19 protein-coding genes are annotated in these 14797 nt (G+C 61.0%); 1 reads left to right on the plus strand and 18 read right to left on the minus strand.

The features are described 5' to 3' along the window. Positions 1-9: 9 nt before the first annotated feature. Positions 10-2793, minus strand: a complete 2784-nt coding sequence (locus ASE71_RS09170) for a tape measure protein (protein WP_060518430.1) — start codon at positions 2791-2793, stop codon at positions 10-12. 62 nt (positions 2794-2855) lie between these two features. Here ASE71_RS09170 and ASE71_RS09175 point away from each other — a divergent pair, with 62 nt between their 5' ends. After that, positions 2856-3101, plus strand: a complete 246-nt coding sequence (locus ASE71_RS09175) for a hypothetical protein (protein WP_156400703.1) — start codon at positions 2856-2858, stop codon at positions 3099-3101. On the opposite strand, the gene ASE71_RS35690 is transcribed toward ASE71_RS09175, so the two are convergent. The 17 genes from ASE71_RS35690 to ASE71_RS35695 form a co-directional block, all read right to left on the minus strand. Further along, the gene (locus tag ASE71_RS35690; protein WP_156400704.1) at positions 3098-3247 is read right to left on the minus strand and encodes a hypothetical protein; all 150 of its coding nucleotides are present in this window, start codon (positions 3245-3247) and stop codon (positions 3098-3100) included. The genes ASE71_RS09175 and ASE71_RS35690 overlap by 4 nt on opposite strands. 32 nt (positions 3248-3279) lie before the next feature. Next, positions 3280-3666, minus strand: coding sequence for a gene transfer agent family protein (locus tag ASE71_RS09180; RefSeq protein ID WP_060518434.1), 387 nt, complete (start codon positions 3664-3666; stop codon positions 3280-3282). Beyond that, positions 3663-4109: a phage tail tube protein gene (locus ASE71_RS09185; protein ID WP_060518436.1), complete on the minus strand. Its 447-nt coding sequence runs from the start codon at positions 4107-4109 to the stop codon at positions 3663-3665. Before ASE71_RS09185 ends, ASE71_RS09180 begins: the two co-directional genes overlap by 4 nt. Before the next feature lie 74 nt (positions 4110-4183). Beyond that, positions 4184-4609, minus strand: coding sequence for a DUF3168 domain-containing protein (locus ASE71_RS09190; protein WP_060518437.1), 426 nt, complete (start codon positions 4607-4609; stop codon positions 4184-4186). Next, complete coding sequence (locus ASE71_RS09195; RefSeq protein WP_060518439.1) at positions 4606-5025, minus strand: HK97 gp10 family phage protein; 420 nt, start codon at positions 5023-5025, stop codon at positions 4606-4608. Before ASE71_RS09195 ends, ASE71_RS09190 begins: the two co-directional genes overlap by 4 nt. Further along, on the minus strand, positions 5022-5396 hold the full coding sequence (locus tag ASE71_RS09200) for a head-tail adaptor protein (protein WP_060518441.1): 375 nt from the start codon (positions 5394-5396) through the stop codon (positions 5022-5024). Before ASE71_RS09200 ends, ASE71_RS09195 begins: the two co-directional genes overlap by 4 nt. After that, the gene (locus ASE71_RS09205; RefSeq protein ID WP_060518443.1) at positions 5374-5559 is read right to left on the minus strand and encodes a hypothetical protein; all 186 of its coding nucleotides are present in this window, start codon (positions 5557-5559) and stop codon (positions 5374-5376) included. Before ASE71_RS09205 ends, ASE71_RS09200 begins: the two co-directional genes overlap by 23 nt. Positions 5560-5568: 9 nt before the next feature. Further along, positions 5569-6177: a head-tail connector protein gene (locus ASE71_RS09210; RefSeq protein ID WP_060518445.1), complete on the minus strand. Its 609-nt coding sequence runs from the start codon at positions 6175-6177 to the stop codon at positions 5569-5571. A 3-nt stretch (positions 6178-6180) separates the two neighbouring features. Continuing rightward, complete coding sequence (locus ASE71_RS09215; protein ID WP_060518447.1) at positions 6181-6585, minus strand: hypothetical protein; 405 nt, start codon at positions 6583-6585, stop codon at positions 6181-6183. A gap of 65 nt (positions 6586-6650) precedes the next feature. Further along, on the minus strand, positions 6651-8141 hold the full coding sequence (locus tag ASE71_RS09220) for a phage major capsid protein (RefSeq protein ID WP_113544654.1): 1491 nt from the start codon (positions 8139-8141) through the stop codon (positions 6651-6653). Between the two features lie 38 nt (positions 8142-8179). Continuing rightward, positions 8180-9025, minus strand: a complete 846-nt coding sequence (locus ASE71_RS09225; protein ID WP_060518449.1) for a head maturation protease, ClpP-related — start codon at positions 9023-9025, stop codon at positions 8180-8182. After that, positions 9012-10253 carry a phage portal protein gene (locus ASE71_RS09230; RefSeq protein WP_244496846.1) on the minus strand — a complete coding sequence of 414 codons (1242 nt, stop codon included), beginning with the start codon at positions 10251-10253 and terminating at the stop codon, positions 9012-9014. Before ASE71_RS09230 ends, ASE71_RS09225 begins: the two co-directional genes overlap by 14 nt. An 83-nt stretch (positions 10254-10336) precedes the next feature. Beyond that, positions 10337-12109: a terminase large subunit gene (locus tag ASE71_RS09235; RefSeq protein WP_060518453.1), complete on the minus strand. Its 1773-nt coding sequence runs from the start codon at positions 12107-12109 to the stop codon at positions 10337-10339. Next, complete coding sequence (locus tag ASE71_RS09240) at positions 12106-12585, minus strand: hypothetical protein (RefSeq protein ID WP_060518455.1); 480 nt, start codon at positions 12583-12585, stop codon at positions 12106-12108. The genes ASE71_RS09235 and ASE71_RS09240 overlap by 4 nt, the downstream gene beginning before the upstream one ends. Positions 12586-12720: 135 nt before the next feature. Then, positions 12721-12930, minus strand: coding sequence for an HNH endonuclease (locus ASE71_RS36885; protein ID WP_244496847.1), 210 nt, complete (start codon positions 12928-12930; stop codon positions 12721-12723). A gap of 358 nt (positions 12931-13288) precedes the next feature. After that, positions 13289-13813: a transcription termination/antitermination protein NusG gene (gene nusG / locus ASE71_RS09250; RefSeq protein ID WP_244496848.1), complete on the minus strand. Its 525-nt coding sequence runs from the start codon at positions 13811-13813 to the stop codon at positions 13289-13291. 94 nt (positions 13814-13907) lie between these two features. Continuing rightward, positions 13908-14797, minus strand: an 890-nt coding sequence (locus ASE71_RS35695) for a hypothetical protein (RefSeq protein WP_162263920.1), incomplete at its 5' end; no start/stop codon positions are given.

The raw sequence follows: 14797 nt of genomic DNA on the forward strand, positions 1-14797 counted from the left end.
GCCTTTCGACTAGATGATGCGCCGTTTCTGTGCGTCGCGAACCGCCTTTACCGTGCGGCTTTCGAACTCGGCGCGATCCTGCGCCATCTGACGTTTGAGCGCCGCAATCTCCTCCCCCGTCCCGGTCACGTTGTAGCTAGGGCCATAGCTCAGAGAGATGGATTGCCCGCCCTTTGCTCCCATTCCAGCGAGGCTTGGCATGCGCGGCGCCGTCAGCTTGACCGGCCCACCATCCGCGAACCGCAACGCGCGGTTCGAGTTGATGGCATCGAGCAAGGCACGGTGCTTTTGGGTGGCGGCTGCGTTGATCACGTATTCGCCGTTGGAAAGCATCGCCGGGATGCTGTCGCTCCGGCTTGTGCCCGGCCCCGTGACCTTTCCGCCCGTGGCGGCCTTGACCGGCCCACCATTGGCAAGGCCGATCCATTTTCCGATCGACGCAAAGATGCCCCCGAACATGCCGCCCGAGGAGCTGGAGGTGCGCGGCTGAAACAAGCTGTCGAAGGCGCTATTCAGCAAGAGACTGGAAAGGCGCTTTCCAACGCTCTCCAAAGCCTCGGAAAGGCTGCTGGCGCCCGTGATGGCGTCTATGGTGCCGGACTTGAAAGCATCATAGAAATCCTCTGCCGCCTGCTCCGCCCTGTCCTGCTGCTCCTGCACGCGGCGAAGTACATCGGCTTGCTCGGCATACGCCGCCGAGGCCTCTCGGATCTTGGCCGTCTGATCAGCCGAAAGTTTGATGTTTTCGAGATCCGTCTGCCCCTTGCGGCGCGCCTCCTCTCGCAGATCCGCAAGCGCGGTCTGCTCCAGGTCGAGCGCCATGCGCCGGCGCTCCTGGTCCTGAAACGACATTCCGACAATGCGCTGCTCTTCGACCAGCGCCGCCGTGCGATCCTTGACCGCTTGAATGTCAGCATCGAACCGACTTTCCGAGGTCTGCTTTACGCCCTTCGTGCGACTGCCGCCCGACTTGCTGCGCGCCTGGTCGGCCGCAACATTAGATTCGGCAAGCGCCTTGATCTGGGCGTCGGCAAGAAAACCACCCTTTTCCTTGAGATCCTTCCGGATCGATGCGATTTCCTTTTCGACGGCGAGCTGATCTTTGCTTAGCTTGTTCTGCCTGGCCGCCTCGTCGGCGTAGGCTTTGCCGAGGCGCAACATTTCCTCGCCCTTAGAACGAGACTGGCCATATTGACGATAGGCAGCTGCGCTTTCCGGCGTAACGGCCTGACCAGACGCCAGCGCCAGCTCCTGCTGCGCTTGCTTGGCCGCAGCGACCACCTGTCCTAACTTGTCGAGCAACGGCGCAAACGCGTTCGCAACCGCCTGAAAATTTGGATTGGAGTTGGCTAGACTATGCAGCGCTTGGTTCGCATCGTCAGCCCCGATCGTCCCGGCTTTGAGCTTGTCACGCAGGTCTTCGAGTTGGCGGATTTGCTCCGGAGAAATGGTATCGCGATCGACATTCCGGAAAAGACTATCGAACAGTTCCACGACTGCATCAGTCGCCGCTTCGACCTCGCCCTTCGCGGCCGAGACCTCGCTCGCCAGCCGGTTCTTTACGACTTCATCGACTTTCCGGCTCGCTGTCTCAGCCTTCGATGCGGATTCTTCTGCAGCATCCCCCATCCTTCGCAGGCGTTCGGCAAAGCGATCCGCGCCGCTTCCGGCGCTGTCGCTGGAACTCGCAAACAGCGCTAGCGCGGCTACGGCTGTTCCACCCACGATCACACCAATCGGGCCGGCCGCCGCTGCGAGACCGCCGATGGCGGACGCCACACTGCCGACCGACGCAGCCGCTCGCAGCGCCGCAACGAACTTCAAAACCACCGTCGTTGCGAGACCGAGCTTCGCAACCATTAATGCAATCGATCGGCCGACCAGCGCACCGGCGATAACGCCGGCGACTTGGAGCACGATGTCAGCAGTTTCGCCGAAGTTGTCGGCAAGTGCGTTTAGGCCAGCGACAAGCCGTTCTGATGCACCAAGGCTCGCATCGGTCTCTCCGATATACTTCGTAAAGGCGTTATTGACCTTGGTAACGCCCTGCTCGATCGTCTGCGTGGAGTTGGCGGCCATCGCCTGAATCTGAGGAAGGCCCTTGAGGAAGGCCTGAAAGAACTGGCGGCCCGAAACCGCTCCATCGTTCACCAGTTCCTTAAGCCTGCTGACGGAACCGCCAGCCTCATCGAGGCCAGCCGCAACGGCCATCAGGATTGGCCGAGCTCCATCATTGATGGAGTTGAATTCTTCGGCTTGGACACGCGCGGAGCCGAGCAACTGCCCGAGCTGCGTGAGCGCGCCAGATGCGGCGCCGGCGCTTGTTCCGGCGACACGCAAGGAAGTCGCGACGCCATCGGAGAAGGCGATCAACTCTTTCTGGGAGGCACCGAGAACGTCCGACGCCTGCGACGCCTTGCCGAACAGATCGGCAAGAGCCCCGACAGGCGTGGAATTTGCCTGCGCCGACTGATAGAGGCGGTCGAGGACGTCGACTTGCTGCCGCCCAACCACCCCAGCCACCGAAAGACTGTTCTTGGCCGAGGTCCAGGCATCGGCATAGCCGAGCACCTCGTTGACCGAGATGGCCGCCGCAACACCCGTCAGCGGAGCAATCAAGGCGCTGGCTGACCGACGCCCGATCGAATCCAGCTTTCGGCTCATATTCTCATAGCGCTTCTCGATCGCGCGTGCCTGGGCGTTGGTGACGCCGACAGCCTTTTGCATCTCGCGCTGGTAACCCTTGATGTCAGCAGAGAGCTGCACCACGAGCTTTTCAAGGTCGGTTGCCAAAACGAAAATTCCCTGAGAGATTGCGCGCCGGAGGACACGCAATGAGTGTTTCGAAGTATCGATTGAACGCCATCGGCAAGATTGGAGCGGCATTGTTCGTGCTGCCAACGCCGGTCGCCGCGTGGCAGTACAACGCCGCGCTTTCGGCGTTCGCCGGCCGGAACGATTTTGAGAAACGCCTAGAAACGATGTCGGGCGCGATCGAAGTTCCGGAGATGCCGGGAACTCTTTTCATCGCGCTCGCAACGCTCACCCTGATAGGGTTCGTCATGCTTCTTATCGGCCGTGAAATCGTGACCGAAGGCTAACCAGCCTCCAGCCAATCCCAAAGCTCATCAGCCTCTTTCGCTGTCAAACCGGTGTCTTCCGGCGAGTTCGCTGCGATGAAGCCATCGAGGGCGGCCATGAATTGCCACATGGACATTGCCCGGATTTGCTGCGGCGTGAAGCCCATTGCGGCCCCGTTGCCGTAGATCGCGCCAAACCTCAGCTTTCCGTTGGGGAGATCGTCGAGCCGTTCTCCTCCGCTGGACTTGGCGCGCCCTCCTCCCCCACATTCTCCTCCGGAGCCCCGACACAGGCCGCCGACAGGATGAGCTGCGCAAACAGCAGGTTTTCGGTTGGCGGCCGAGCTTCGACGTACTTACGAACCTTCAGCAGCGCGTCGGTCATCTTCATGCCGCCACCGACAAGGCCGAGGCGGATGGTGTGACTGATGTCACCAACGCGCCAGGTATCGTCCTGCAGACGAGTGAGGATGACATACGGCCCTGCGTCGCAAGCCTCCTGCAGCTGCTCCAACTCGCCCCACCCGAGGCGGAAGGTGTAATCACCATCCGCCCAAGGGAACGCAATCTGAGCGTCGCGGCTCATACCGGCGTCACCGCGCGTGTCATCTTGCCGTCGCTCTGCATGCTGACGTTTGCCGTGACGCGGCGGCCGTTCGGGGCCGTGGTTTCCAGCGTCTCGACGTGCATGCGGCCTGTCCAGGTGATCGTTTTGTCGGGAAAAGCCCACTCGACCTTGACCGGCACGGAGTCGACATCCTCCCACGCCTCAAGCCAGGTCTCGACGCTTTCGGCCGCAAGCACGCCCTCGCCGCTGATACTCATCGAGAGAGAGGTGGCATCGCGGCCGAGCCAGTCGACCGCATCCGGGTCGACGCAATTCGGGATCTGCACCTCTTCCAGCCCCTTATTGAGCGTGACGGACTTCTGCGTAAAGCCGCACGGTGCAGTGTAGACGATCGGCGTGGCCGTATTTCCGAGCAGCACCTTGACCTTGCCGCCCTTAATTGTCGTTGCTTCATCTGCCATGTCTGTCTCCTTTGATGGCAAGCGGAATTGCCCGCCCGTCGGGCAGGTCGGCGAAATGCCGAATGAGTGAAGGATCAGGCCTTGTCGATGCCGGCCCGGAACGTCATTGCAGCCTGAGACGTCAGGCCGTCAGGGTCGCGGAACACACGGCGACCATCATATTCGAAGTACACCATCGCATTTCCCGGCAATGGAAACTCCACATCGTGAAGCGCATCCTCAACGGCACGCGCCACCTTCTTGACCTCCGGGAAACCCGGCTCGCGTGACCAGGCGTCGAGCTGGAGCACGAATTCCGTGGCCCGCACGCAATCGGCGGCCTCCGGAAGCTCCTGGTCGGGACCAAGCGAGACATACGGAAATGTGGCCGTCACCTTGTTAGTGGTCGGATCTCGCGGCACGTGATCATAGACGCGGCCACCAATGAGAGCCGTTAGCTTGGGGTCGTTTTTCAGGAGCGCGACGATGGCGACCTGAAGCTCAAACGATGCGTCACTCATGATGCCGCCACCTTTTTCGCAGCCTGCCGCGAGGCCTTTCGAACCTGACGCACCGCATCTTTCCGACTGGCGCGCCAGCTCACGTAGAAATAGGGCTGCGCCGGCAGGTCCTGCGTGCCGAACTCCTGCCAGCGTGCATAGTAGGCTTCGACGCTGCCGGCGTAGATGGTGATCGTGAGGTCATCACCCATCTTCGATTTCACCGTGGCGACGATGCCGGCACCCTTCGGTGCCTTGCCCCACGTCCAGCCGATGCTATCGCGCAGCACGCCGTCCTCGATGGGCACCAGGCGCTTCATCATCTCAACGACCTGGTCGGCAACCTTGCCCATTTCGGTCCGGATGAGCTCTTTGGCGACTGTCGGCAGGCGCTTCAGCTTTTTGTCGAGCTTGGCGAGATTGAGGATCTTCGTCATCCGTCAGCCACCCCGCTCTCACATAGGAAGTCCAGCCATAGCCGATCGTCGGAGCGGGTTATCTCACGGATGTTGTAGGAGACACCCGTCCATTTCCCGTTGACGAAACTTCCAGTTCTGACGTCCCGCATTCGCCATTCCGTCGAAACCTGCAGCACCTGGTCGGACGCGCGAACAAAGACAATCTGGATATGCTTGCCCTGCAGGCGACCGGCCATGACAGCCTCGCCGCCCCGCAGGTTGATGACGCCGGCCCGCCGATCGAAACGCTCGATCCACTTGCCGACCGTATTCCCCGCGCCGTCGTCGATCTGCTCGCGTTGGTCGAAGGCGTACCGGTGATAGAGATCACCCGCTGACCTGTTCCCCATCGGTCGCCTCCCTCCGATTCGCCGAGACTCTGGCCGCCTTGCCAGCGGCAATGGCCTGCTCGGCACATTCGCGCTTGACCGTCATTTCCATGCCGGCGAGATAGCCGACAGTGACTTGCGGCGTCGGCCGGTAATCAAAGTCAGCCGTAAAACGAACCCGCATGACGGCCTCCTATCTGTAGACGCGATATGGCTGCAGAAGCGCATCCACCGCGAAGGGCAGTTTGTCGACTGCAGCGCCGATGACGACGGGTTCACGCGTCCGATACCACTGGGCAACAAGCATAAGGATTGCGACCCGGATCGGAGCGGGAACGTTGTTCACAAGAGCAGGTGGATCGGCCGTGCTGGGCTTGCCGTATCCCGCGCGGTAGCGAATCTTGACAGCACCGGCCCTACCGGCGGTCGACGGCCAGCTCTTTCCGTCAATCGGCCTCACGACATCTCGCACTAAAGCGTAGTCGCCAGCAGGTATCGTCACGAGGCTGCCGGCAGTGCTGTAGTATTCGATTGCCGTAATCGAGATCACTGGTTCGAACGGCAATATGATCCCGTCATCTTCGGCATCGGTCCAAAAATCGGATCGAGACAGCTCAAGGGTCTGGACGCCAAGTGTCCGCCCCATCCATCCGGTCGGGCCATCGAGCCAGACCGAAGCCGCAAGAATGAGATCCTCGACATAGCCCTCGTCCTCCTGCGGCACGTCAACGAGATGTCGGCGCGCCTCACTGAGGGTGACGACAGGCGCTGGCGGCTCGACAACGGTCACATTGCGGTCCATCGACTAGCCCTTCTGGCCCTGCCGCTCGGCGTCCTCAGCGGCTTTCTTCGCCGCCTCTTCCTTTGCCTTTTCTTCGTCCGCCGCTTTCGCCTTGGCCTCCGCGTCGGCTTTTTCCTTGGCTTCGGCATCGGCCTTCGCCTTGGGATCGTCGGCTTCTGCTTTCGCCTTCGCCTCAGCATCGGCCTTTGCCTTCGCATCGCCTTCCGCCTTCAGCTTCTTTGCCGCGTCCGCGCTGGCCTTCGCGGTGGCGTCGGCCTTCTTGGCGCGCGCCTCTGCGGCATCCCTTGCCGAAACAAAAAGTCCGCGCTCGATCAGTTCGCGGGCCTTGTCATCGCGCACGTCGACAACCTGCCCGCGACTGACGTTGCCGTAATCGCCATATGCGCCTCGTAAAGCTTCGATTTTCATGCTCGGTCTCCTTCGGTTCATAGAGCGGGCGGCGCATTGCCGCCCGCCTTGATGAGCCGAACCCGTTACGGCGTGAGAATGGTGGAGAAGTCGCCGGTCACCAGCGCAGCGGGGCGCTTGACGGCCAGAGCCAGGCGCTTTTCGGCGCGAACGGTGAGCATGTTCTTGATGAAGTTGTCGCGATCTTCCGAAGAGATCTGAACTTCCGTTTCCATGCGGTCCCAGATCTTCGCAGCCATGCGGAATGCACCGACCAGGAACTCGTCGAGCGCCATCCCGGCCGTTGCGATGACCGGGCGGCCCCAAAGCTGCGGGCCGGCGAGCTGGATCACGTTGGCGAAAATGTAGCGCTGGTCACCATCCTTGGTCAGCTCGATCGCAGCCCAATCGGTCGGATGGAGAACGATGCCATCAGCCGGGTACTCGGCCAGCGACGCCTGAAGGATGGCAAGGCGCAGAACGTCGATCTTGGTCATGTTCGCGATGGTAATGCCCGGAGCGACATAGGCGGTCGCCTGAGGCACGAGGCCGTACAGATGCTGACCGGTTCCGTCGCCCTTGAGCACTTCGGCTTCCTCGACGAAATCGAGACCGTAACTCAGCTCGCCGTCAACCTCGCTCTGGAGCTGCGCGATGTCGTCCATGGCCTGACGCGAGACATGGACCCAATGCGCGATCGTGCGAACGGGCGCATCGCGAGGCTCCCAGACATAGTTGGATTCGGGCTTCTGGGCGCCTTCCGCCACCGGAGCGGCGTTGTTCGTCCGCGTCACCATGCGGGCGTATTCGACCGAATTGGAGGTCGTTGTGCCAACCTGCAGAAGCTGCCGGATCGTCATCTGGCGACGCGGCAACCCCACGATCTCGTTGTCGCGGTGAGGAACGATCAACGAGCCAGCGGAACCGCCGGCGCTGGTGATAGCATTCTGGACGCTGACTTTGACCGTGCCGGCGCTGCCGCCAGCGGCAAAGGCCTTGATCTTGTCGTTCTCGCCGACGAGCTGGCCGAGAGATTTCGGCGCCTGGTCGCCGCCGCCTCGGCGGTTGGCGATCTTTTGCTCAAGATCGGTGCTGCGGGTCGTCAGCTGCTCCAGCTTCTCGGCCAGCTTATCCTGCGCAGCCGAGAGCTTGCCTTGCGCCATCAACAGCTCGTCGGCCTTCTGCTTGGTCTCGGCCGAGAGGGAACCGGCGTCCTTCGACTGCTTCAAGGCGTCTTCGGCGGTGCGCTTCACGTCATCGCCGACGCGGTTGAGTTCGCTTTTGACTTCCTTCAGCAGTTCCTCGATCTTGCCGGGGTTCATTTCGTTCCGGACTGAGCCGAGGATACCGGAGGGCCGCGCAGCCATGATCGAACCGAGCGAAACCTGCGGCATTGCCAGCTTGCGCATGTCGGTCACGGGCGCCACGCCGGCAACCCCCATGACGGCCATGGCGGTTACCGGATCAGCGATAAAGGGGGCGGCATGCCGTGCGAGTTCGTCGACGGGCAGGACGCCAGAAAATGCGAGGGCGAAAATGGCAAGCGCCATCGCTCCGCAAAGTGCGAAGAGCTTCATAGTGGATACCTCTTTTTGGCTCGGCTATGCCGAGGCTGTTAGATGGATTTCAGGCTTGCTAAGAGGTCCTCGACCTCCGAGATGACGGCAGCGTCCTGCCTGCCGGTTGCGGCAGCGCCAGGCATGCCGCCTTTCAGCGCCTGAATGAGTTCGCGCCGCTCGGATCGCGGCACGTTCAAACGGGCGAGAAGGGTGTCGACCTTGTGGGCCGCCGCTACCGGCTTTGCCTCGGTCGAATTTTTGGCCTTTGCGTCGAGTTCGTCGGCCGCAAGGAGACTATCCGCGAATTTCTTGTCGACAGCATCAGCGCCGCCGATCCATGTCTCCCGATCAAGCATTCTGCCGATCTCTTTCGGGTCCATTCCCGTGCGGGCCGCATAGATGTCGACCGCTGCGAGATCGAACGGCTGCAGCCAGTCCGCGACGTCGCGAAGTGCATTTCGATCTCCCGCAGCAACGACCCACGTGTTGTGGATCATCAGGAAGCCGGCGCGAGCGATTTGGACCTCGTCGGCGGCCATCGCGATCACCGAAGCGGCCGAGGCCGCGATGCCGACAATCTTCACCGTAACTTTCGCCGGATGCTCGCGAAGCAGGTTGTAGATCGCGAGGCCCTCGAAGTAGTCACCGCCCGGTGAGTTGATGGTGGCGACGACATCCTTCTTGCCGATCGCTCTCAGCGCGCTGGCAATGCGCTTCGCAGTCACACCCTCGCCGTACCAGTCGGCGCCGATCGGCTCCAGGATAGAGATCGTGTTCTCACCCTCGTCCTTGGCGGCTGCACGGATATCGACATTCCACCGATCGAGTGCGGACGGTGACAGCTCCGACCGAAGGCCAGGGCGAATAGCGACGTTGGCAGCGGGAAGATCACGCATCGTCATGGGGTTGCCTTTCGTTCTGCTGCAGGCCGAGCCAGGCGCGCATCGCCGCCCGAGCCGAGTTGCTGTCATTGGACGCGCCGAGCATCGTGAGTGGCGCGAGGTTTGTTTGCGCGGTCAGGTCGTCGCCGCCTTCGACACGAGGGAGATTGAGCTTCGCGCGCCCCTCGTTTCGGGTCATCAGACCATTCTGGGTCATCGTCGAGAGGAATGCTGCCTTGGACTTGCTGTCCATCTGCAACAGCGCCTCGCGATTGAACTCGGCGTAGCGACGGCGGTTGCCAGTCGGACGGATCAACTGCTTCTTGATGCGGGCTTCGATCCGGTCGCAGAGGGGGTCGATCCCGAGGGTTAGCCAAGCGAGCAGGATTTGCTCCACACCCGAACCCCACATCGTCTGGCCTTGTGCGGCATGACCGATGATAATTGGCGGCACGCCCCACCAGCGACACATCTCCTCGACACTGAACCGCTTGTTCTCAAGCATCTGCGCGTCGACAGGAGAAAGAGCGAGGCGGTCATACTTCAGGCCCGCCTCCAACACCATCAGCTTGCCGGCGTTCGTCGAACCGACGAAGCGCTCCATGATCTTCTGGAGAGCCTCACGCTGATCCTTATCGAGCGTCTTGTCGGACGACAAAACACCGCTTGCCTGCAGGCCGTTGCCGTAAAGCTTGCCGGCTGCCTCGTCGATCGCGATGGCAGAGCCGATTGATTGAGCCCCGAACTGGATCGGTGACAACCCAACGTCGCCGCCGAAGCTGAAACCGCGCAGGTGGAAGACTTTATCGCGCGGCAGGATCTCGATTTTGCCGCGATCGTTGTAGCTGTACTTCAGCTCGCCATCCGCATTGCGAAACGGCCAAGTATGTGTGCTCGCCATTGGCTGCAACGCACTCAGGCGACGCCCGATCTCGACCCTTTCAGAAAAGGCGTTCCCGGTCGCGCACATCCACGCAACCTGTGACTCCCAGAACTCGAGCGGCGTCTGATCTTCGTTCGGGCTCTCGCAGATCACTTCCGCGACATCATCATCATCGACCCTCACGCGGTCATCGTCGCCACGGCGCTCGTACATGGCCAAAGGCAGACAGGACACGGCCTGCGCCGTCAGGCGGATGCAGGCCCATGCGGTGGCAAGCTGCAACATCGACTGCAGGTTCACGCTCTTGCCAGCATGATTGCTCGTTCCGAACGCTGCAGCCCATCCGGCCCCGTTCTTGAGGTTCAATCGGCGCTCTTTGCTGACGAGTTGATCACTCGTCATGTTCGCAGGCGCAGCCGACTGACGCGATTGTTTCTTTGTGCGAGCCATCAAGCACCGACCATGACAGGGTTGGAGAGGAAGTCGTTCAAGCTCTCAATCTTGAACGGCTCCGGGTTTCTGCTCATCAGCGTCACAGCATTAAACATCGCCATCGCCGGATCGATCTTCGCGTCGCCAGCCGTTTGCTTGGTGGCTCGTATCGCGGTCGCAGTTGGCTCGATCTTCAGGTTGGAAACGCACCATTCCATCAGTGGGCCGCCGGAATGCTTGAACAGTCCGCTTTTCAGGCGACGCCCCGTTGTCTTGAGCGCATTCATCATGCCGATGCCCTGCGGAGCGCCGATCAGAAGGCCGTTTTCAATGGTGACATCGATCTCGGCGAGCGCGTCGATCAGGTCGCCAATTCCGGCCGGGTCGACTGCGACACCGCCGAGCTTGTTCGCCTGCTTGATCTGGTTGATGCGCTCGACGATCTCACCCATGTCACTCAGCCCATCACTGACGATGGTAAGACTGCCGTCTGCCTTCAGATCGAGGAGCTTCGGCGCGATCTTCTTGCGGATCCGCAACAGACCTTCATCACACCAGGCCCGAGAGCACGAAAGCCACCGCTTCATGGACACGCGCCGCATCACGCCATCGATCTCGATTGTCACCTCGATCTCTCCGGGCTCGCGCCCCACGATCGAGAAGCCGAACAAGTCATCGAGGCCGCCGCCATCGATGCCGACCGTGACGCACTCCGATCGGCGGATGATCTCGTGAAAAGCGCCCATCAACGGCAGGCTGGCCAGATCCGGGTCCGTGCCGCCGATCCACAGTGACGCTCCCTCCCATCGATTGGCTCGATGCCGCATTCCGATTTCAACATTGAGGTGCTTCGCGAGAAACGACTGGATCGTGTCGCCCTCTTCATCGTCCCCGGCCTGCACCTTGGCAAACTTCCGCTCAAGCCAGTCTTGCCGAACGGAACGCCCCATGTTCGGGTTCGTGATGTAGAAGTTTTCGGACTGGAGATAGGCCTTGTTCTCGACCATATCCTCCGGGAACTCGTAGAGGACAGCGAGGCTCCGAGGGTCGTCGATTTTGCCGTCGCGTACATCGCGAAAGTACGAAAGCTTCTCCTTGAACACGCCGGCAGGCGGTTCGTCCGACTGCGTGGTGATGTAGATCACGAAACCTTCCGGCCTTGAGATCAGTCCGCCCGTCGCCTCCTGCAGCATCGGGCCGGCGCCTGCCTTCTTGCCGAATAGCCACAGCTCCTCGACGAGGACGAATGCAGCCTTCTTGCCTGCCGAAGTGTTGGAGTCAGCAGATACGACCTTCAAGACAGCGTTGGTGCGGAGGTGCGTGATCTTTCGCACGTTGCGCTGGACATGCAGCAGATCCCGCAGCTCGTCGTCCGCATCAACCATATCGGCGGCCGGATTAAACGAGTTGTCGGCCACCTCCTGCGTAGGGGCAAGGATCAAAAGCTCCTGCGAGTGCCGCCAATTCCGGATCAGCGCGGTTAGCATGATGCCAGCCGCCAAAGTGCTTTTGATGTTCTTCTTCGAGATGAGTAGGAAGAACTCTTCGATCAGCCGGTGGCCGGTCTCTGGATCATAGGCCCCGAAGATCGCACGAACGAAATCGAAGACATAATCCTCGCATGCCTCACCGAAGGTGGGCCGACCAGGCACATCAACGATCCTCAACGATTTGAAGACCTCTAACGCGGCTTCTGCTTCATCCGGAAACAGAGGGTCGAAGGCAATGAGCGAGCGGCGCTCCACAATCCTCTCTTGCCAGTCAGGGCAGGCCGTCGACCATTGTTTCATCGGTTATCAACGACCAGCTTCGGAGCCGATGGCGGAGCGAACTTGCCAGACACGCGCTGTGCAGCAAGCTTCTTCTCCTCCTTTTTTCCGAGCTTTGCGGCCTTCTCCGGTTTGGGCCGTTCTCGCCCCTTGATCTTGCGCTCCGCGTCTTCTGCGCGAACCTTGTCCAGCGTTGCCAAGGCTGCGTTCAGCGCCGAGGCGTTGCCAAGCAACCCTTGCTGGATCTGGGTGACCCTCAGCTTCGTCTTGAGACGATCCAGCATCAGGTCGCGTTGCTTGATCAGGTGCAAATAATGTTTTCGAAAAGTCGGCACTGAGAGGCCGAGCGTCTTCGCGACCTCTTGGTTCGATTGCCCCGATGCCAGTAACACCATGACAAATATGATGTTTTCCTCAGTAGGCACATGTTCCGGCCTCCCTCGTTTGAGGTCAGCCGAGATCAGAGGGTTACCGAAGAGGTCAAAATCTTGGGTCATCGAAAAAAAATCGTGCCAATGAGGGGGACGCGGGTCTAGGGGTTGGAGGCCTTCAGACTTTCGACCCACCCCCCTATTGGTGGTCGTGAGCCGCCCCGCCGACCTCGACCGCGATGCTCAGGAGCGACCCGGATGCTACCATCGGGCCGCAGCCCGCTCCTCTTTCTGCTTGAGCCTGTCGTGGCACGGCTTGCAAAGGCACTGCAGGTTGTTCTCATCCCAGAACAGGTGCTCTTCGCCCTGATGGCGGATCTTGTGGTCAGCGACCAGTTGAGAGGTGTTGGCCTCGATCCGTCCGCATCCCACCATCTGGCAGGTGAAGAGATCACGCTTCAGCACCTGCATGCGCAGCTTCTGCCAACGAGCCGTCTTGTACCACTTCCGCCAACCAACGTTACGATCGCGCTCTGCCAGGCGAGCCGGCTCGCCTTCCGGCCGAGCGATGCGCGAGCCCAGCGTTGTCAGCCTTGGCTTGAGTGTCGAGAGTCTGCCCATAACCCTTAAACGAAAAAGGCGACCTTTCGGCCGCCTGTCATCTGGTCATAGCTTTCGCACTGGCCCTGAGTCGATGCCTCGCTCTGGAGGCTGTCAGGTTGAGGGGCTGGTGATCGTTGGTCCCTGAGGCTGCTGCCTACTCTGCCCTAGCTCCAGGCTAGGGGATCGGAGGGGTACGTCTTCCGGCTCGTCCGTGGCCAAATGAGTCTCATACCTTTTTCAAATGCGCAAGAGGCATGCTGTCGATGTCGAATATCTTGCCCTGCAAGTCGATACGCACGCTGGCCTTAGCCTCGCGGCACCACTTGACGGCCGTCACGATGCAGCTGAAACCGGCGAACGGGCCAGACACGATATCCGCCTTGGTACCCTGCCCGATGCTCTTGTCTGTCGCGACGCGCAGCGGGTATTTCCTCTTAAAAACAGCAACATCGCTATCCTTGACAACGTGATAGCCGGCCGCGCCGCCAACGAAATCGAGAACATGTTTCTGATTGCGGAGCGCTGAAAACGCCTCGGCTGATGGCACCAGGCGAACCAGCATATAGCTTGCCAGTCGGGGTACTTCAGTCTCGATTTTCTTGCCAGAGCGTACAGAAACGACCTTCTCACGCGGCACCAAGACCTCAACATTGGCCGTCGCCAGTGCGTTTTCCACATCGAATTCTTTGCCGCGCAAGACGTGCAGGCAGTACCAGCGGGCTTTTGCGGGGTTCATTTCGGTCACTTTCATTGAGGCTGCCTTCAAATTCATTGCTGCGATTCGCCGTATGCGATCCCTAAAACCGTCTCTGGTCTGCGTTGCGATCGGCTGACCCTTCATTCCCCTATGCTGCATCATGGTCACCCTGCCCTTCGCTGATGGTTGCCTTGAACGTCTCGATAGCCGCTTCGACGCTGCCGCCAGCCTCGATCGCCGGAAAGCAGATCCACTTGGCGTCGCCCATGCGAGGCCATGGCCAATCCATGCGCTCATAGAGCCGCCGAAAGGCCTGCACCTCGGCTGAATCGATGTGGTAGCTCTTGAACCCTTCGCCCGCCGCGACGATGGCGCCGTCGATGACCTGTCCCCGAAACTGTTCGGCCGCCGCGTACATCTCGCTCACCTTCGGCCAAGCCCAGCGTTGGCGATGCTCACGGCGCACGCGGTCGGCCATCGGGCCGCCGGCCTTCACGGTCTGCTGGAGGAAGGGCGTCATCGCCGGCATGGGAGCATCCGGCTCCAGCAGGCGGCTGATTGCCAAGGCCTGCCATCCCTTGCTGAAAGGCTTGTGCACGGTTGGCGGGTTAGTCGCAGCGGCCGCCACGGCGCCGAGCCGCTGCCAGCGCTTTTCGTGCAGATACTTGCCCGCGGCGACTGTGCGTGTCTTCGAGCGTCCGAGCTGCTCACGCGCCCGGAGATAGGCCGGGGTCAGTTCGATAGCTTCCCGGCGCTCGTCAGGCGTCAGCCGATACCAGGCCTTGCGTGCTTCCGCCTCGCTGTCGTCGAGATTGGTCGGCCACGTCGGGAACCACCGCTTGAAGCCACGCTCGATCGACTGTCGGCTTTCAACCTTCTCGTCATCGCTCGCGCGCTCTCTCTCACTTCGTTCAGCAGGAGGCGTTAAACAAGAGTCGTTAATAGGTGCCGATCCAGGACCGGCAGGGGGTGCCGACTCTGGACCGGCAGGGGGTGCCGATATATCGGCAGGGGTGCCGGTATATCGGCAGGGGGGGG

The sequence above is a fragment of the Ensifer sp. Root954 genome, from assembly GCF_001429005.1.
GTDB classification, from domain to species: Bacteria; Pseudomonadota; Alphaproteobacteria; order Rhizobiales; family Rhizobiaceae; genus Ensifer; species Ensifer adhaerens.

Coding starts and splice junctions, on each gene's coding strand:
- nusG (WP_244496848.1), bottom strand. CDS start 13,813: ATGAAAGTGACCGAAATGAACCCCGCAAAAGCCCGCTGGTACTGCCTG.
- ASE71_RS09185 (WP_060518436.1), bottom strand. CDS start 4,109: ATGGCAGATGAAGCAACGACAATTAAGGGCGGCAAGGTCAAGGTGCTG.
- ASE71_RS09240 (WP_060518455.1), bottom strand. CDS start 12,585: ATGACCCAAGATTTTGACCTCTTCGGTAACCCTCTGATCTCGGCTGAC.
- ASE71_RS09235 (WP_060518453.1), bottom strand. CDS start 12,109: ATGAAACAATGGTCGACGGCCTGCCCTGACTGGCAAGAGAGGATTGTG.
- ASE71_RS09200 (WP_060518441.1), bottom strand. CDS start 5,396: ATGGGGAACAGGTCAGCGGGTGATCTCTATCACCGGTACGCCTTCGAC.
- ASE71_RS35690 (WP_156400704.1), bottom strand. CDS start 3,247: ATGGGCTTCACGCCGCAGCAAATCCGGGCAATGTCCATGTGGCAATTC.
- ASE71_RS09215 (WP_060518447.1), bottom strand. CDS start 6,585: ATGAAAATCGAAGCTTTACGAGGCGCATATGGCGATTACGGCAACGTC.
- ASE71_RS09220 (WP_113544654.1), bottom strand. CDS start 8,141: ATGAAGCTCTTCGCACTTTGCGGAGCGATGGCGCTTGCCATTTTCGCC.
- ASE71_RS09225 (WP_060518449.1), bottom strand. CDS start 9,025: ATGACGATGCGTGATCTTCCCGCTGCCAACGTCGCTATTCGCCCTGGC.
- ASE71_RS36885 (WP_244496847.1), bottom strand. CDS start 12,930: ATGCAGGTGCTGAAGCGTGATCTCTTCACCTGCCAGATGGTGGGATGC.
- ASE71_RS09190 (WP_060518437.1), bottom strand. CDS start 4,609: ATGAGTGACGCATCGTTTGAGCTTCAGGTCGCCATCGTCGCGCTCCTG.
- ASE71_RS09195 (WP_060518439.1), bottom strand. CDS start 5,025: ATGACGAAGATCCTCAATCTCGCCAAGCTCGACAAAAAGCTGAAGCGC.
- ASE71_RS09205 (WP_060518443.1), bottom strand. CDS start 5,559: ATGCGGGTTCGTTTTACGGCTGACTTTGATTACCGGCCGACGCCGCAA.
- ASE71_RS09210 (WP_060518445.1), bottom strand. CDS start 6,177: ATGGACCGCAATGTGACCGTTGTCGAGCCGCCAGCGCCTGTCGTCACC.
- ASE71_RS09180 (WP_060518434.1), bottom strand. CDS start 3,666: ATGAGCCGCGACGCTCAGATTGCGTTCCCTTGGGCGGATGGTGATTAC.